This window comes from Limisphaerales bacterium, from assembly GCA_014382585.1.
GTDB lineage: Bacteria > Verrucomicrobiota > Verrucomicrobiia > Limisphaerales > UBA1100 > JACNJL01.
On sequence record JACNJL010000013.1, the window covers coordinates 1 to 17,533 of the forward strand.

The window sequence follows — 17,533 nt, forward strand, 5'->3', positions numbered from 1 at the left end:
CGTGAGCCGTTCCACGCCGGCGGCGAAGCTGGCGGAGATTGCGAAGTACAAAAAGTTGCTCGAAGCGAAGGTGAACCGGCCGGACAACTTGCCGCGCGGGCGGGCACTCTTCCAGCGCACCTGCGCGCAGTGCCACAAGCTCTACGGCGAAGGCGGCGAGATTGGGCCGGACATCACGGGCTCCAATCGCAACAACCTCGATTATTTGCTGACCAACATGCTCGACCCGAACGCAGAGATTCCCAACGACTATCGCACAACGATATTACGCACGAAGGACAAACGCGTGTTAGTGGGCGTCATCCGCCGTAGCGAAGGGCAGTCGGTCACCATTGCCACCCCGGCCGAAGTGGTAACCGTGGCCAGGCGCGATGTGGCCGCGATTGACCCGCAGGATTTTTCAATGATGCCCGAGGGCCTCGTGCTGGCGCTGAAGGAAGATGAATTGCGAGATCTCGTGGCGTACTTGCGCGGCAGTCGACAGGTGGCCTTGCCGCCGAAACCATTAATTGAACAATGATGGGCAGGATGTTCAGGATTTATTTCCTGAAATCATTTCGATAAATTCGCGCGGCGTGACGATGGGGATGCCTTCGTGTTTTTTTAATACGAGCAAATCTTTGTCGCCGGTTATGATGATTTGGGCATTTCCAGCGATGGCAGTGGCTAAAACCCAGTCGTCATCGAGGTCGCGGCAAATGGGTTTTGGCGGGGGGAGCGGTTCAGCCAATTCAATGAGTTTCGCATAATTCAAAAATGAAGATTGTGCGGGATGGTCTTTTCCGAAATGCCGTTCGAGGACACTCTGCAGTTCTTTCAGTAGTTTCGGACTGCTGACCATTTCGTGGTGCTCAGAAATAGTTTCCACCAATTCATGGCAAAACCCGGTGGAGGCGAAGGCCGCGAACAGGACGTTGGTGTCCAGCAGGACTTTCACGAAATCAGCTTGAACACATCCTCATCGGTGTAGATGCCCATCTTGCGTGCTTGTGGGACGAGTTCCGCGCGGGCGGCGGCGAGTGAGGTTTTGAATTGCTTTTTTAACAACGCCCGGCGCACGTATTCGCTCTGCGAAACACCTTCGGCCTTGGCGGCCTTTTTGATGTCCCGCCGCATTCCCTTGGGCAAACTGATGGTTAATGTCTCACGCATACTGTAAGACACTGTAACACAATTTGGCCGGGCGTCAAGCGGGTTGCAGCTGCAGTTTGTCTGCGAGGAATGCTTCCAACTTTACGGTGTCGGCGGCGAAGCGGCGGATGCCTTCGGCTAGTTTTTCGGTGGCGCAGGGGTCTTCGTTCAACTGCCAGCGGAAGATGGTTTCGTTGAGGGAGATTTTTTTCGCATCACTGGCGTTGGCGGTTTCTTCGGTGAGTTTGAGGGGGAGGTCGCCTTCGGTGGCTTGGAGTTCCTCGAGGAGGTTGGGACTGATGGTGAGTAGATCGCAGCCGGCGAGTTCGGTGATTTCGCCGGTGTTGCGGAAGCTGGCGCCCATCACTTCGGTGGCGTAGTCGAATTTTTTGTAGTAGTTGTAAATGGCAGTGACCGATTGCACGCCGGGATCGTCGGCGGGGGCGTAGTCGTTGCCGGTCTTGGCTTTGTGCCAGTCCATAATGCGGCCGACGAAGGGGCTGATGAGCTGCACACCGGCCTCGGCGCAGGCGACGGCTTGGGGGAAACTGAAGAGCAACGTGAGGTTGCAGTGGATGCCTTCTTTTTCCAACTCCTCGGCGGCGCGGATGCCTTCCCACGTGGCGGCGATTTTGATGAGAATGCGGTTGCGGTCGATGCCGTTCTTTTCGTAACGCGCGATGATCGAGCGCGCCTTGGCGAGCGTGGCTTCGGTGTCGAAGCTGAGGCGAGCATCCACTTCAGTGCTCACGCGGCCGGGCACGATTTTCAAAATCTCGAGGCCAAAAAACACCGCCAGTTTGTCCAGCGCATCCTCCATGCTCTCCGCTTCGGCGGTGACTTTGCCGAGCAGCTCTGCGTACTCGGGCATCTGAGCGGCCTTTAGAATGAGGCTGGGATTGGTGGTGGCGTCTTGCGGGGTGTATTCGCGGATAGATTCAAAATCGCCGGTGTCGGCGACGATAGTGGTGCACTGCCGCAAGGAATCAAGATGACTGCTCATGAGCCGATTAAACCATATCATTCCCGCGCCGACAAGCGGCGGTGTAACCATTCTTTTTTCATTGCGTATCCAGCGAAAAATAAAGGAAAACGTGTTGCCTTTAAACATCAACCCCCTAAACTAACTTTATGCGAATCTCATTTCTGCTGTTTGCCCTTTTACTTACACCTGCCGCGTTTGCTGCGGACGCCGCGCCGCTTTCCGCCGCTATGCCCAAAGGCGCAGTGGGTTATATGGAAATCAATGACCTCGGACAGCGCCTAATTCAGTTGCGCGACTCGGCGTATTACGCGGATGCTCTGGATTCGCCCCAAATCAAACAGTCCATGAAACAGCCGCAGTATAAACAATATTCTGCTGGCCGAAAAATTGCGGAAGCGTACCTCGGCATGAATCTTTGGACTGCGGCAGACAAACTTTTTGGTAAAATCGCCGTGGGCATTTACCCAAAAGCCAACAGCAAACAACCCGACGTGGCGGCAATGATTCGAGTGACCGACCCCGCCGCATGGGCGCACGTACGCGAACGCATTGAGCCGCTGCTGGTGCTGGCTAGAGACAGTGTGAAACGCGAAACACGCGGCGAACTGGAGCTGCTCACATTGAGCGGCAACAACGGTAAAGTCTTCGTGGCCTTTCACAAAAATTGGCTTGCCGCCGCCAGCACACCCGCGTTGCTCGATCAATCCATAGCCGGTCTGCGCGGGGAGGCGAAACAGTCCGTGGCACACAATCCCGCCTTCAAAAAAATGGAACGCGATATGGGCGCCGAACACTTCGTGAGCGCGTGGACCGATCTCGGCTATTTCCGAAAACTCGCCGGTAAGCGTTTCAGTCTGCCGGAAAAATATAAAGATGGATTTGTGTCGCTGATGTTTTCCGGCATCATCGAGCTGGCGATGCAGAGCGATTATTTAGGGCTCACGCTTGATGCTGACAAGGCCGGACTCAAGCTCGCTGCCGGCATCGAAGGCGATCCCAAGGCGTTGGGTGAAAAGTTCGGCTGGTTTTTTTCTGAAGCCGGCACACCCGGCACTCGTGATGTGCCCGCCGTGCCCGGGCTAATGGGAGGCCTTTCCATCCACCGAAAACTCAGCGGGTGGTATGGCAAGCGCGAAGCGTTGATGGACGAACGCCTGCAAGCGGGCTTCGACAAATTTGAGAGTGACCTCGGCACTATTTTTCCGGGACGCGACATCGGCGATGATATTATGCCCGCCTTTGGCTCCACCATCACCTTTCTGGCGGCCAAGCAATCCTTCAAACATTTCAAAGGCGAGCCGGGGATCAAGCTGCCGGGCTTTGCATTGCTCTTTGACCTCAACCGCCCGGCGGACGGCAACCTGTTTCAACTCGTTTTCCAAACCATTGTTACCATCACCAACTTCGCCGGCGCGGAACAAGGCGGGCGTGAGCCTTCGGTGATGACCGCCGTGGTGCACGAAGGGGTCGCCATCAACACCATTCAATATTTGCGCCCGCCGCAGGGCGAGCGACTGGATCTTTCGTACAACTTTATTCCGTGCGCCGCCACGGTGAACGGGCGCTTCGTGTTTTGCACTTCGCTGGAGCTGTTGAAATCGTTGGTGACGGAATTGAAAAAACCTCAAAACCCTCAGCGCGTGAATCGCAACTTCAATTTCGAACTGCATCCGCCTGCGTTGGCGGGTTTGGTGGCGGACAACCGCCGCACGCTTGTGGCCAAAAATATCCAAACCGGAAAGCCCGCCGAACAAGCGCGCGCCGAAATTCAGTTGGCCGAGCGTCTATTGAAAGCGATTAAAATTCTACGCTTCAGCACCAGCGTGAAAGACAAAGGATTCCAAATTCAACTCGAAGGCAAATGGGCCGAATAAATAATCCAACGGGAATCCTCGCCCCGCACGACACGCGCCAATGGACGCGACGCGACGCCACGCATTTGCTGTGGCGCACCCAATTCGGCGCCACGGCCGCCGAAGTGACCGCTGCCCAAAAGGGTGGCTTGGCAAAAACATTGGATCGACTGCTCACGCCGCAAAAAGAAACAGCGGATTTTGCGGACACCGAATCGCTCCTGCGCGAAGCGGCTTACGACACCGGCGCAGTGGGCGATCTGCAGTCGTGGTGGCTGCATCGGATGCATTACACCGCCAATCCACTTACGGAAAAGCTCGCGCTCTTTTGGCACAATCATTTTGCCACTTCGTTTTCCAAAGTGCAAAGCGTGCCGCATATGACCGTGCAGAATGATCGATTCCGCGCCGAATCACTCGGCAATTTTCGCACGCTGCTGCACGCGATGGCGAAGGATGTGGCGATGCTCATTTGGCTGGACAGCAACGCCAACCGCAAGCGGCACGCAAATGAAAATTTCGCGCGCGAGGTGATGGAACTTTTCAGCCTCGGCGAAGGCAACTACACCGAGGACGACATCAAACAGGCCGCGCGCGCCTTCACCGGCTGGCATGTGCGCGATGACAAGTTTTGGTTCAACACACGCCAGCACGATGTCACGAACAAAACTTTATTTGGCAAAACGGCCAACCTTGACGGCGGCGAGGTGATCGATCTGTGTCTCGCGCACAAGGCGTGCGCGCGCTTCATCGCCTTTAAATTGCTGCGCGCCTTTGTGCTCGATCAACCCACCGAAGCCCACATCACCGCGCTGGCCGCGCGCTTGCGCACGCACGATTTCGCGATGCGTCCGGTGATGCGCGAGCTGTTGGGATCCCGATTATTTTTCAGTGCCACAGCGCGACACGCGCGCATCAAGGAACCGCTGGAACTCACGCTGGGCGCGTGTCGGGCGCTGGGGGTTCGGCCCAATTTGCAGGCGGTTAATCGCGTGTCCGGTCAGCTGGGCCAATCGGTTTTTGAGCCGCCCACGGTGAAAGGCTGGGAAGGCGGCCGCCTGTGGATCACCTCCGCCTCACTATTGCAGCGCAATAATTTTGCGATGGCATTGTTGGGCGGACAAATGGGGCAAGTGACCGAGCCAAACAGGAGCGGTGATCATTATCGCGAGCTGCTGCTTTCGCGCGAAGTGCGCGGATTGGCCGAGGCAAAAGATGAGCCGCGCAAACTGGTGCACCTAATGATGACGCTGCCGGAATTTCAACTCACCTAAAACAATGAACACACGACGCACTTTTCTGAAATCCATAGGAGCGATAGGCGCCTCCGGCTTGGTGGCTTTGGGCACCCGACCCCATCCGGTGTTCGCGCGCGCGGCGCAACCCAATCCCGATGGACGCATCCTCGTGCTGGTGCAACTCGCCGGCGGCAATGATGGGCTCAACACGGTGGTGCCGTTTGAGGAAGATAATTATCGCAAGCTGCGCCCCAGCCTCGGCATTGGCAAAGGTGCGGCACTGAAGCTCGAGGGCGCGCTGGGGCTGCATCCGCAAATGCAGGGTTTCAAGGAATTGTTCGATGACGGCGCGCTGGGCATCGCGCAGGGCATCGGTTATCCGAACCCGAACCGCTCGCACTTTCGCAGCATGGACATTTGGCACACCGCAAAGCCGAACATCGAGGACAAGCGCGACGGCTGGCTCGGGCGCGCATTTGATGCCTCGGCAAAAATGCTCGGCGGCACAGTGCCGGCCGTGGCGTTGGGCACGGATCGGTTGCCGTTGAGTTTGGTGTCCACAAAATTCACCGTGCCCACGGTGCGCAGTCTGCGCGATTATCAATTGCAACTACGCGGCACCAAAGCCGAACAAGCCGCGCACCGCGCGCGGATGCGCAAGCTGGCCGACGGTGGCAGCGCGGGCAATAGTGATTTGGATTTTCTGCGGCGTACCGCCACCACGGCACTGGATACTTCGGCGAAAATTGCCGAGGTGATGTCCGATTATAAACCGGCTAAGCCGTATCCGCAAAACGGCCTCGGCCAGCGGCTCAAGAGCGTGGCGCAACTCATCACGGCGGACCTCGGCGCGAGTGTTTATTTTGTGTCGCTCGGCGGCTTCGACACGCACGCCGAGCAGGAAGGCGCGCATGCGGGGTTAATGCAGGAACTGTCCTCTGCACTGGCGGCGTTCCATGCCGACCTCAAGGGGCACGGTCTGTCCAAGCGCGTGCTCACGGCGACGTTTTCGGAATTCGGCCGGCGCGTAAAAGAAAACGGCAGCCTCGGCACCGACCACGGCGCGGCCGGTCCAATGTTTTTCATCGGCGACGCAGTGAAAGCCGGAGTGCACGGAAAGCACCCAAGTCTCACCGATCTCGATCAAGGCGATCTCAAGCACCACACCGATTTTCGAAGCGTGTACACTACGCTGTTGACCGATTGGCTCAATTGGCCCGCCGAAGCCGCGGTGGGCGGGAAGTATGCGAAGCTGAAATTATTGGCGTAAAATCTTTGGAGGGTAAACGTGTCAGCGGTTTCCCGAAGCAATCAATAATAATAGCCAAGGGTGAAACCCGTCATTTCTTTTTTTCGGCGCTGGATTTTTTATAGGCTTCGATGGCTTTCTTCAGGCGTGTTTGGGCGGCTTCGTGTTCTTTTTTAGCAATCATCAATTCTTTTGTGGCATTGGATGAAGCGCCTGATTTTCCGGCAGCCGCGGCTTTTTTCTGGGCGGCGAGCTTGAGGTATTCTGCTTTGCTTATTGGTTTTTTTGCAGCCGGCTTTTTTTGTCCCGCTTTTTTCTTTGCGGCTTCAGCGGCGGCTTTTTTTTTGGCGGCGGCTTGTTTGAGGTATTCCTCTTTGCTAATGGGCTTTTTCGCGGCGGGCTTTTTCTTGGCCTCGAGGGAGGTGGCGCGTTTGGCGATTTCGGCTTTTTTTGACTCAATTTGTTTGCGTTTGAGCGCGAGGTATTCTTTTCGTAGCACACCTTGTTTGGTGTATAGTTCGCTTAAATCTTTCCGGACGGCAGTGATTTTGGCGTCGTATCCGGCGATGCGTTTTTTGAGGTCGTCTTCCTTGTCATCGGCAATCAGGCTGGTGGCGAGGCACAGGGTGAGGGTGGTGATGAGTGTTTTCATGATGTCAAATGGACGTCGAATCTGGCAGGCCATTCACATTTGTCAAACCTCATTCAAGCGCGCGAAATACGCTCCATTAAAAAACCCGCCGGACTTGTGGTCCGACGGGTTATCCAACCTGTTCAGCCCCCAATGCTCCTCCATACAGGGGCGAACAACTTGGTAGACGGCTACCGCAGCGAGAAGTTTCAATCAATTTACAATCGTTGTTACCGCCTTGCGCGTTGGCGTGAATGGGAGTAGGATGCGGGGGATGATTGCGGGACACAAAAACGCGCATGCATTCGCGAATTTCCACGGGCGCACCCGTGAAGGGCTCACCGCATTCAGCCGGCGGGGCATGCTCAAGGCGGGTCTTGCGGGGGTGGCTGGGCTTTCGCTGCCGGATCTTCTGCGCTTTCGAGCGGAAGCGGCCCAAGTCGGCCGGCCGATGGGCGGCCGGAAGGCGGTGATTCTTCTCTGGATGTCCGGAGGGCCGAGCCATATTGATACGCTCGATCCCAAGCCCGATCAGCCGGAAATCAAGCGCGGGCCGTTTGGCACGATCCCCACCACATTGCCCGGTGTGCGTGTGTGCGAGCATTTGCCCAAGTACGCGAAGTTGACGAATAAGCTTACGATCGTCCGTTCGATGGATGCGCGCGGTAGCAGTCATCAGCCAAACCAGGTGATGCAAACCGGCTTCCGCGCCGCTGCGCCACGCACCAATCGCGAGGGCTCGATGTACCCGGCGATGGGTTCGATTGTTGGCAAATTGCGCGGCGCGAATGACCCCGCGCTGCCGCCGTACGTAGTGCTCAACCACCTTGACCGTACGCACTTCGCGTGGGGCGGTTGGCTGGGCAAACAACACGATCCTTTTGTGGGGGACAAGGTGGATCAATTGTTGCGATTGCCCGCAGGTCTTTCGCTGAAGCGCCTGCGTGAACGTCGTGCGTTGTCGAACCAAATCGAATCGATCCAGCGCCACCTCGATCAACACGGCAATATGGCCGCCCTCGATACCTTCAACCAAGGCGCGTACGATTTGATTTTTGGGCAAAAGGCAAAAACTGCGTGGGATGTTTCGCGCGAGCCACAAAAAATCATCGATGCCTACGGCAAACACCCATGGGCAAAGAAAGCGCTTCTCGCGCGGCGGCTCGTTGAGGCTGGCGTGGCGTTTGTGACGATTGATCTTTCCAACCACCGGAGCTCCGGCACGTGGGACACGCACGGCGACAAATCCGATGGCGTTTACGGAGGCATCGAAAGCGGGCTCAAGCCGTTGCTGCCGGTGTTCGATCATCTTTACAGCACGCTCATCAACGACCTCAGCGAGCGCGGATTGCTCGATGAAGTGCTGGTGATTGCGATGGGTGAATTCGGCCGAACGCCCACTATCGGCACACAAAACGGCTTCACCGGCGGCCGCAACCACTGGCCGAATGTAATGAGCTTCACGTTGGCCGGCGGCGGTTTTCGGCACGGGCAGGTAATTGGCGCGAGCGATGCCGAGGGTGGCTTTCCGGCGGAACGACCGGTGACCCCCGCCGACCTCGCCGCGACGGTGTACCATCACTTCGGCGTGCCGCAGGATGCCACGTTCACCGATCTCAAAAACCGCCCGCGCTTCATCGTTGATCACGGCGTGCCGTTGAAGGAACTCCTTTAGTCCTCGCTGCGGCCAAGCAACTGGTCCGCGATGGACTTGGCCTCAGTTTTTTGATCATCAGTCATATCCGAGGGAAACTGCTGCAGCGCCTGCTTCGCCACGGGTTGGCCATTCGCCGCGGCAAGATGAACCCACACGTAGCCGGCCACCAGTTCCCCTTGGTCGATGAGATCGAATCCGCGCTGAACCTGTTCTTCGGCCAGCACCTCTCGCTTGCGCCATGATTGACGTTTGCTTTGGGCATCCCAACTGCGCCGTATCGTGAGTTGGCCTTCGTGGAAAAGGTATTCCGATTTCAGCACGCCATTGGTGTGCCATTCGCGTTGGGAAAGTTTGAGCCCATTGGTGTAAACGCTCTCCGCACTTTGGGTGCCGTTGGCATATTTGTGGGCGAGCGTTCCAGAAAAAAGATTGGATGTGCCGGCGGCATACCACAGCCCGTTGTGTTCTGTAATGGGGCCGGTGGATTTGGGTTTCGGTGCCGCTTCATTCCCGCGGTTGCAAGCGGCGGCGAGTAAAAACATTCCAGTGAGAAACGTATGCCAGCCGTTCATGGTTGGACAAATCCCATCATGCGCGGCGCGGGCACACGGCCCTGAAATAGAGGCGCGTGCGGTTGCACCGGATTGCCCGCAGGATCCACGCGGGTGAGAGTGACTTGCGGCGCAAAGTGGTTGTACGACATTTGGTTGAACTGCGTACGATTTCGAAACAGTCCTCCGACAAAGGGAGCGCGTCCAAGGTACGGTACATTTTGTTGATTCAACGTGCGGAGTTGGCGCGCGTAACTGCCCACCGTGATTGGCACGCCGTTGGCGGCGAGATATTGGGTGTTGATGGCCGCGCGCGAGGGGCCGTAGCCCGGCTGCGCAAATTGCCAGTTCGCATTGAGCCCCAAATGGAGGGTGCCGTTGGGCTGCACATACGGCAGTACGGTGAGATTCGCACTGGAAAATTGTGCGGTTGCTTGGCCAACCCCGAGCAAGCCGAGGCTGAGAATGAGCGCGTGTGTTATGCCATTCATAGGGGCAATATGCACTTGATTCGCCAAATGCGCAAGCTTGTGCATTGCGCGTCTGGATTTATTTCGCCAAGCCATCGGTATGAACATTTCATCGAAGCTGGCCGTTGGTTTGTTTGTTTTCACCACCTCGCTTTTCGCTCAACCCAAAATCTACAATTACGATGAGGCAAAGATCCCGAAATTCACTTTGCCTGATCCACTGATTATGGCTGATGGCGCACCGGTAAAATCCGTGAAGCATTGGGAAACCCAACGGAGACCGGAGATTTTGGAGTTGTTCAAAAAAGAAATGTACGGCCGCGCACCGGGCAAGCCCGCAAAGCAAAGTTACTTTGTGCTCACGCATCATAAAAACGTGCTCGGCGGCAAAGCCGATCGCAAACAAGTGGAGGTGCGCTTCGCCGGAACGGGCAAGGGGCCACGTATGACGATTTTGATTTACCTGCCCGCGCGCGCCAAGGGCCCTGTGCCAATATTTCTCACGCTCAACTTTCGTGGCAACCACACCATCCATCCGGACCCGACCATTCGCCTAACTCCCTCGTGGGTGCGCGGCAAGGTGAAAGGCGAAACCAAAAACAATCGCGCCACCGAAAACGGACGCGGCCTTGCAAAAAGCCGTTGGCCGGTGGAAACCATCCTCGCGCGCGGGTATGCGCTGGCCACCATTTATTATGGCGACATCGATCCGGACTTTGATGACGGTTGGAAAAACGGCGTGCACGCGTTGTACCCCCAAACCAAAAAACGCAAACCCGACGCGTGGGGCAGCATCGCCACGTGGGCGTGGGGGCTGAGCCGCGCGATGGATTATTTGGAAACCGACCGCGAGATCGATCACCACCGCGTCGCGGTGATGGGCCATTCGCGCCTCGGCAAAACTTCCCTCTGGGCTGGCGCGGCGGATCCGCGTTTTGCGTTGGTCATTTCCAACGACTCCGGCTGTGGCGGCGCAGCACTTTCGCGCCGTGCCTTCGGCGAAACCGTCCAGCGCATCAACACGTCCTTCCCGCATTGGTTCTGCGGCAACTTTGCCAAATACAACGCCAACGAAAACGCCTGCCCCATCGATCAGCATCAGCTCATTGCGCTCATGGCCCCGCGCCCCGTGTACATCGCCAGCGCCGCCGCCGATCGCTGGGCCGATCCCAAAGGCGAATTCCTCGCCGGTCTTCACGCGAATCCGGTTTATCAATTGTATGGCTTGCGGGGTTTGCCCGCCAAAACCCATCCGCCGTTGGACATGCCATCCATGGGCACCATCGGCTATCACATTCGCACTGGTCGGCACGATGTCACGGATTTTGATTGGGCAGCGTACCTGAAATTTGCCGATAAACACCTCAACCCCCACAAAAAGTGATTATTCACAGGCAAAAATCCATTTTGGGAACGCTTTCATTGCATTGCTTTAAGTAACCGAAACGTCTAAAATACGTCAGACAGGACAGATGAACCCAATGCATATGTTTAAAAATTTACTTTTAACCGTCGGACTGACGGCGATGATGACGCCCGCGGCCGATTTGGCCCCGTGGGAAAAAACCGCACCCGAGTCCATTGAGGATCTCCTGGCCATCCAAGGCAAAGTCCAGACGATGCTGGAAGATGCCATGGCGGCGACGGTCACCCTGCAAATGGGCGGCTCCTCCGGCAGCGGCGTGATCATCAGCGACGACGGGCTCATCCTTACTGCGGGCCACGTCTCCGGAACGCCTGGGCGCAAAGTTACTGTGATCCTTGCCGATGGCCGGAAATTTGAAGGCAAAGCGCTTGGCAAAAATAAAGCCGATGCCGGCATGGTGCAAATCCTCAAGCCGAAAGATTTGCCCACCTCGCATTACGAGACACACAAAACCAATCTCCCCAAAGTCGGCCAATGGGTTGTTTCCATTGGCAATCCCGGCGGGTTGGACGCCAAGCGCGGCGCGGTGGTACGCCTCGGCCGCATCATCTTCTCGCGCCCGGATACACTCCGCAGCGATTGCAAACTGCTCGGTGGCGATTCCGGCGGGCCGCTTTTTAACCTCGATGGAACCGTCATCGGCATTCATAGCCGAATCTCCGGCGAGCCGGACCAAAACTACCACGTCTCCATGCCCGCCTTTCACGGCGATTGGAAAAACCTCAGCGACCCTTCGCTGCCCGGATTTCTTGGAGTTACGGCCGTGGATTACAAAAAAGACGGCGTCGAAGGGGCCGAGCTAGAAATCATTCGCGACAATTCCCCCGCAAAAAAATCCGGCCTAAAAGTAGGTGATATCATCATCAAAGTAAGCGGTAATGACGTGAAGGCCTCGGGCAACCTCACTAGCCTCATCGGCAAACTCCGCCCCGGTGCTAAAACCAAACTCACTTTATTGCGCGATAAAAAAGAAATGGAAATTGAAGTTACCCTTGGCAGTCGCCCCGGAGCTGCTCCCAAATTGCCCTTTGGTTTTCCGCCTCGTAAATAGTGCAAGCAACCTGGAATAATTTAATCATGAAAAAATTTCTCATCCTGTTTCTCGCCCTCGGCGCACTGAACGCACCGGCCGCCTCCAGCCTTCCCTCAGCCCTGCGCACCGATGGCAAAACCGTAGTCGCCGCCTTCAGCGACGTGGAAAAAATTGCGCGTAGTTGCACGGTCCGAATCATTTACGGTACCGGCTACAAAGTCGCGGTTGGCACGCTGGTGAATGATCAGGGATTAGTGGTGACCAAATACAGCGAACTCGATACCGCCAAATCCGGCGGTACGCTGCGCATCGCATTGCCCGGCGCCGAACGGTACAACCGCGGCAAAATCGTCGCCCACGACAGCGCTACTGATTTGGTGTTCATCACCACGGATTTGACCCAAAAACCAGATTACCAATGGGCCAAGACCGATGAGATCGCCCCCGCCACTTGGGTTGTCGCCGGCGTGGCCGGTTCCGCGACACGCCCTTACGTGCGTGCGGGCATTACCAGCGCGACAGCCCGCGCCATCCCCAAAGCGGGCGCAGTAATCGGAATTTTGATGGGCACCGAGGTGAAAGATAAAAAAGGTGTGCCCGTGCGCACCGTGACACCCAAGGGTCCGTCCGAACAAGCCGGCATGAAAAACGGCGACGTCATTCTTTCCATTGAAGGCAAGGCCGTGAATTCCACTGACGAGTTGAAGAAAGCTGTGGGCAAACATGACGCGGGCGAAACCATCACCGTGGTCGTGCAGCGGAAGGACGAACAGAAGACACTGAAGATCAAGCTCGGCTATCGCGAGTTGGTGTTTGCCAGTATGAAATCACGCAACGATAAACTCAGCGGCAAAGTCAGCGTGCGGCGGACCGGGTTTGAAAAAATCATCCAACACGAGGTCACCCTCGCCCCTTCCGAAATGGGCGGGCCTTTGCTGGATCTCAAAGGCCGTTTGCTCGGGATCAATATCGCCCGGCGCAATCGCGTAGAATTTTTCGCCCTCCCCGCCAGCCTCGTTCAAAAAGTAATCAAGGCTAAAGCCGCCGAGATTGCAAAGGCTACTGAAAAAACCGAGTAGTTTTGAGTGAAAGGTTGAGTGAATGGTTGAGTGAATAGTTTCCGGACTCGCAAGCTCGTCCCTCCAGCGATTCACGGCTAAATTTGGAGGGACGAGCTTGCGAGTCCGCGCAGTTACTTCCCCTTCGGCAATTTCACCGGCGTGTATTGCCAGATGAGATCGCCCTGTTTCAAGTCGCGGTTGACGTTGTCATCACGGAAAACCAGCTTGCCGCCGTCATCCTTCTGATTCCACCCCACGCCGTGCAGGCGATAACGATCCTTGGCGCGCGCGTACGCATAGGGTTTGCCCGTAAACGGATCGTGCGGCGTGCGCGCCTTAAGCTTCTCCAATTTGGCCGGATAGCTGTCGTGTTCCAGCCGGTGCAATTCCAGTAAACACGCAATGCGCGCGTGATCCACCGCCGCCTGCCCGCTGCCGGTGCGAATACCCACCTGCCCCACAGCGGGCAACAACATGCCGGGTAAAAGGTTGTACGGATTGCGGCCCAAACCCTCGATGTGCTTTTCAAATGCCACCGCCACTTCCGGCTGAATGCGGCGCGCCTTGGTGTTTACGATGCGCTGTGTAAATTTCACGTGCGCAAAATTAAGATTCATTTGGTTTTGGTACAGCCAACCTCCGGGAGTCATGTTCAATGCGGCAAAAACATTTTTTTCATCGCCGAACAGTTCCGTCCACGTTGTCCGTTCACCCGGTTTTTGGGCGCGAAAATTGTCAATCCACAGGTTGGCTAATTCGCGTTCGCCTAGCATCGCACGGCGCTGGCCGTCGAGCAGATCAGTATCGGCCAGTAATTGCTCCAGCGCGCCGAGTTGCGCGGCGTTCCATTTTCGGCCGGCGATGCCTTCCCAAACCGGTTGCATGACTTGATCCAGCAAAGCAATCCGCACCAAATGAGAAATGAGAAACGGTTCGTCCTGAATGGAATTGGCAAGAAACAAACTCATCCGCACATCGGCGAATGCAGTAACGGCATCGTCCTTGGCCAAATGCGCCAGCGCGCGCAGCGTGTAGCCGCGGCCGGCACTGCGCAGTACCTGCAAATGCGGCAGCAGCGCAGCAAAGGTGGCCTCGTAATCAACATCGAACCGGCACTGAGTGCGGTTCTTCGCGGCCTTGGTGAGTTCGGCAAAATCAGCCTCGTGTTTTTTGAGCGCAAAAAGAATGTCGTCCGCGGGCTGTCCTGCTTTGGCCGGACTTGGCCAGTCCTTTTGGTCCCGGAAATATTTCTGCCACGCCGCGAGATCAGTCGTTCGACCTGTTGCCCATCGAACCAAATCCGGCTTGTCACCTTTCAGCTTCATCAGGCGTTCGACGCGCAGCGGCTTCCTCTTTTTACCCGATTCCAACTCTTTGAATGTCAGCTTCCGATCGTCACCAAACAATGCCTTGAGCATCGGCGTGTGGGCAAAATTATTTTCCGCAGGCACAGGCTTGGGCACAATTTGTTTGTAATCGAACACTTCGCCTTTGGCCTCCCAATCCTTTTTGAATTTCTCCCAGGCCGCTTTGCCCCGCAGGTTTTCGCCTGCGTAAATCAGGACGATTAATCCCACGAATCCGGTGATGCTCAGGCCCATTGTTTTCGTGCCGCTCATATCCGTTAGCCTAGGCCGTGCCTTACAAAATGCAAGCGGGGGGTTTTGTTTTTGAACCGCCAAGACGCAAAGACGCCAAGATAACCTTTTCAAAACTTGGTGTCTTTGTGTCTTGGCGGTTCATTATTTTGAGCATCATAGATGAAAAATGCGTCCAATACTCCACGCTATGAAAACCATCCTCTTCCTCTGCCTCACGGGAACGATTGCGATTGCCGCGCCCAAACATCCGCTCACAAAACTGGAATTGCAACAGGCCAAAGAACGCGCCGAGTTGCTGGCCACGCATCACGCGCAACTGCAACAATTGCTGGCGCAGCAAATCGACGCCGTCGCGAAAATGCGCCACAAATATTTAAAGGCCGGTGACGCCCAAAGCGCGGCCGCCGCTGCCAAGGCATTGGCAGAGTTGCGGCGTAACTCGGATTTTCAACCGAAACGGGTGAAGAAAAAATTATTTGTGGAAGCCATCGTGGACGCCAAACCGGCGGCGGTGGAGATGATGCTGCTTAAGCCCGCGCGTTTGGTGGAAGCGGAGAATGCGGAGAAAGGCCCGTGGGCGCGCGTGCCTAATGCGCTGCTGGGCGCGAGTATTTATGCCACGCCCCGCACCGGTGCCAACGGCATCGCGGATTTCACAGTGACGAAAGGTGGCCAGATTTATTTGGCATTAAATTACGATTACCAGGGCAACGGCAGCGGCGGCTGGACGGAGGAGCGGTGGATGGCGGAAGACTTTATGGCCGCCGGCTGGGCGCAGGTGCGCGGTTTGCAAATGGTGGCTTGGAGTAATCGGACGTATTCGGTGTTTACCCGCAAAGTTGAGAAGGGGGAACGCTTCCGCCTGCGCTGCAACAAGTACGAGGCGCCGTTTGTGATCCTACTCGATGGCGGCAAGGCGGCACGGTAACGATTTTACCGGTCGCCGGGAATGATCAACGACCGCAAATCGAGCGTGTTGGCGCCGTTCCGAATAATCATTTGTTGCGCGGGGAGTTCGATCGCGGCGGCGGAATCGAGTAGCACATCGGCACCTGATGAAAAGCTCAATGGGCTCGGATGGCCGGATACCGGCGCAAACATCATACCGGCTGGAGCCTCACCCATGGATTCGCTCATCGTGGAAAATGAATAGACCACTCCCGAATCGATGTTGGTTTCTGAACTACCTTGTTTTTTCCACGGATTGGTCTTGGGATCGATTTGGTAGTTGAGCCGTTTTTCCACGTATTCGAGCTGGCGCTTGAGTTGATCGTTGGTGATCGTGTGACGTACGGAATCAATGAGCGCCTTGCGTTTGGTGGCGGTTTCTTTGTCGGCATTATAGTACATGCTGTTGAGGGCTTTGTACTGGTCGGTGTAATAGACTTTGCGGGAATCGGTTTCGGTCATCGGTTGGCTCATTATGTCGTGAAACATTTGATCGGCCTGCGCGTGTTGGCCGGTATAGCGCATCACGTAGCCGAGGAGCGAGGCGCGGTAGCTTTTGTTGAGCCGCTCGTCGTCAAGGGCGCGGGCGAGGAGAGGCACGGATTTTTCCTTGAGGACGGTGTTGAGATAATTGAGGGCTTGTTGGTTGAGGCGGCCGTTGTCGGTGACGAGCAGTTCCTGCGCGTGCTTAGCGAAGGTGGTATCGCGATGGCGGGCGAGGATGGCGTAAAGTTGTGTCTCGTGCTGTTGATCCCGGACGGATTCCGCAGTGGGATTGAGCAGGAGATCGTGAGCCACCTTGAGGGCGAGGTCCGTGTATTGCTCCGGCGCAAGATCCGCGAGTAGGTAATCGAGAAACGCCGCCTCGCCGCCGACCGAAGCCATGCCCAGCGCATCGGCCAACATTTTTTCCGCCATCGTGCCACCGGTTTGGGCAACCACCTGGAATAAACCCATTCGCAAAGTGGGCGGCACAAGATAACCGGTGCCAGGCGAGCCGAACGAACTGGAGTAGTAAGTGTACGTGCGCGTGACGGGCTGTGATTTTTGGCCCTCGGGTTTTTTCTGCGCATTTTGGTTCTGGCCATTGATGCGGATGGTGAGGGGTTGGGTGCTTCCGCCGCGCCAGTTTGTGTTGTAGTTTTGCGTGTAGGTACGGCCGAATGAGAGATCCTCGCTGCTGGCAATGAAATCGCGAATGGCCGGCAACGCTTTGGGGCCAAGATCGGTGAGGGTTTCAAAATGATGCACTGCTTGGCGCAATTCGGTGAAGCGTTGTTTGCTGTTTGGATCCACTTTGAGCAATTGCTGCAATACTTCGGCGGGATTCACCTCCACGGTGACCGTCTCGGTGAGGGTGATCACCTCCGGATTATTGGCGGCGGCGCGGGCGCGTTGGGTGGTGGAACGCAGCTCGCCGGCATTTTCAGCGAGCGTGTTTTTGGTGGCGCGGCGTTCGCTGCTGAGTTTTTGGTCGTAATGGCTGGAGGTGAGCAGCCAAGCGGCGATGGCGCCGAGGGTCATTGAGAGGCAGATTCCGGTTGCGGCTTTCATAATTTTTCTTATTTGCGGACGCTTGTCCCGTGATGGGTGGTCAGCACATATTGGACTGTCCGTTGTTCGTTCGGCTTCAAAACTATCACAAATTTGATTTTGGTGGCATCGACTTTTTCGAATTTAACATCGGTGGCGATTTCCC

Annotated in this window: 17 protein-coding genes; 9 read left to right on the forward strand and 8 right to left on the reverse strand. The window is 56.3% G+C overall.

Annotated elements, in window-relative coordinates; all coding sequences use genetic code 11:
* Positions 1-520: c-type cytochrome (locus H8E27_00305; GenBank protein ID MBC8324062.1), on the forward strand; the 520-nt coding region annotated here is incomplete at its 5' end.
* Between the two features lie 12 nt (positions 521-532).
* Here H8E27_00305 and H8E27_00310 read toward each other — a convergent pair.
* From H8E27_00310 to tal, 3 genes are read right to left on the reverse strand one after another with little or no spacing between them, the layout of a single operon-like run.
* On the reverse strand, positions 533-937 hold the full coding sequence (locus tag H8E27_00310; GenBank protein MBC8324063.1) for a putative toxin-antitoxin system toxin component, PIN family: 405 nt from the start codon (positions 935-937) through the stop codon (positions 533-535).
* The gene (locus H8E27_00315; GenBank protein MBC8324064.1) at positions 934-1,152 is read right to left on the reverse strand and encodes a ribbon-helix-helix protein, CopG family; all 219 of its coding nucleotides are present in this window, start codon (positions 1,150-1,152) and stop codon (positions 934-936) included. The genes H8E27_00310 and H8E27_00315 overlap by 4 nt, the downstream gene beginning before the upstream one ends.
* Before the next feature lie 34 nt (positions 1,153-1,186).
* Positions 1,187-2,134, reverse strand: coding sequence for a transaldolase (gene tal / locus H8E27_00320; GenBank protein ID MBC8324065.1), 948 nt, complete (start codon positions 2,132-2,134; stop codon positions 1,187-1,189).
* A gap of 128 nt (positions 2,135-2,262) precedes the next feature.
* On the opposite strand from tal, the gene H8E27_00325 reads away from it, so the two are divergent.
* Genes H8E27_00325 through H8E27_00335 form a run of 3 tightly spaced genes read left to right on the forward strand, consistent with a single transcriptional unit; the run spans position 2,263 to position 6,477 of the window.
* Positions 2,263-3,990 (forward strand): hypothetical protein, encoded by a 1,728-nt coding sequence (locus H8E27_00325; protein MBC8324066.1) that lies wholly within the window; start codon positions 2,263-2,265, stop codon positions 3,988-3,990.
* Positions 3,978-5,243, forward strand: a complete 1,266-nt coding sequence (locus H8E27_00330; protein ID MBC8324067.1) for a DUF1800 domain-containing protein — start codon at positions 3,978-3,980, stop codon at positions 5,241-5,243. The genes H8E27_00325 and H8E27_00330 overlap by 13 nt, the downstream gene beginning before the upstream one ends.
* Before the next feature lie 4 nt (positions 5,244-5,247).
* Entirely contained in the window at positions 5,248-6,477 is a 1,230-nt protein-coding gene (locus H8E27_00335; GenBank protein MBC8324068.1) for a DUF1501 domain-containing protein, read from the forward strand.
* A gap of 70 nt (positions 6,478-6,547) precedes the next feature.
* Here the strand turns inward: H8E27_00335 and H8E27_00340 are convergent, their stop codons facing one another.
* Positions 6,548-7,108 carry a hypothetical protein gene (locus H8E27_00340; GenBank protein ID MBC8324069.1) on the reverse strand — a complete coding sequence of 187 codons (561 nt, stop codon included), beginning with the start codon at positions 7,106-7,108 and terminating at the stop codon, positions 6,548-6,550.
* Positions 7,109-7,352: 244 nt separating this feature from the next.
* Between H8E27_00340 and H8E27_00345 the strand changes: the two genes are divergently transcribed.
* Positions 7,353-8,762, forward strand: coding sequence for a DUF1501 domain-containing protein (locus H8E27_00345; protein ID MBC8324070.1), 1,410 nt, complete (start codon positions 7,353-7,355; stop codon positions 8,760-8,762).
* On the opposite strand, the gene H8E27_00350 is transcribed toward H8E27_00345, so the two are convergent.
* Both H8E27_00350 and H8E27_00355 read right to left on the reverse strand, forming a co-directional pair.
* The gene (locus tag H8E27_00350) at positions 8,759-9,316 is read right to left on the reverse strand and encodes a hypothetical protein (protein MBC8324071.1); all 558 of its coding nucleotides are present in this window, start codon (positions 9,314-9,316) and stop codon (positions 8,759-8,761) included. The two genes, H8E27_00345 and H8E27_00350, sit on opposite strands and share 4 nt — an antisense overlap.
* On the reverse strand, positions 9,313-9,786 hold the full coding sequence (locus H8E27_00355) for a hypothetical protein (GenBank protein MBC8324072.1): 474 nt from the start codon (positions 9,784-9,786) through the stop codon (positions 9,313-9,315). Before H8E27_00355 ends, H8E27_00350 begins: the two co-directional genes overlap by 4 nt.
* A gap of 79 nt (positions 9,787-9,865) precedes the next feature.
* Between H8E27_00355 and H8E27_00360 the strand changes: the two genes are divergently transcribed.
* The 3 genes from H8E27_00360 to H8E27_00370 all read left to right on the forward strand — a co-directional run bounded on the left by H8E27_00360 (position 9,866) and on the right by H8E27_00370 (position 13,303).
* Complete coding sequence (locus tag H8E27_00360; protein ID MBC8324073.1) at positions 9,866-11,149, forward strand: acetylxylan esterase; 1,284 nt, start codon at positions 9,866-9,868, stop codon at positions 11,147-11,149.
* Between the two features lie 103 nt (positions 11,150-11,252).
* Positions 11,253-12,242, forward strand: coding sequence for a trypsin-like peptidase domain-containing protein (locus H8E27_00365; GenBank protein ID MBC8324074.1), 990 nt, complete (start codon positions 11,253-11,255; stop codon positions 12,240-12,242).
* Between the two features lie 26 nt (positions 12,243-12,268).
* Positions 12,269-13,303 carry a PDZ domain-containing protein gene (locus H8E27_00370; protein MBC8324075.1) on the forward strand — a complete coding sequence of 345 codons (1,035 nt, stop codon included), beginning with the start codon at positions 12,269-12,271 and terminating at the stop codon, positions 13,301-13,303.
* Positions 13,304-13,416: 113 nt separating this feature from the next.
* Here the strand turns inward: H8E27_00370 and H8E27_00375 are convergent, their stop codons facing one another.
* Positions 13,417-14,904, reverse strand: a complete 1,488-nt coding sequence (locus H8E27_00375; protein ID MBC8324076.1) for a hypothetical protein — start codon at positions 14,902-14,904, stop codon at positions 13,417-13,419.
* A gap of 169 nt (positions 14,905-15,073) precedes the next feature.
* Here H8E27_00375 and H8E27_00380 point away from each other — a divergent pair, with 169 nt between their 5' ends.
* Positions 15,074-15,814, forward strand: coding sequence for a hypothetical protein (locus H8E27_00380; GenBank protein MBC8324077.1), 741 nt, complete (start codon positions 15,074-15,076; stop codon positions 15,812-15,814).
* A gap of 5 nt (positions 15,815-15,819) precedes the next feature.
* On the opposite strand, the gene H8E27_00385 is transcribed toward H8E27_00380, so the two are convergent.
* Positions 15,820-17,388 carry a hypothetical protein gene (locus H8E27_00385; protein MBC8324078.1) on the reverse strand — a complete coding sequence of 523 codons (1,569 nt, stop codon included), beginning with the start codon at positions 17,386-17,388 and terminating at the stop codon, positions 15,820-15,822.
* Between the last annotated feature and the right edge of the window lie 145 nt (positions 17,389-17,533).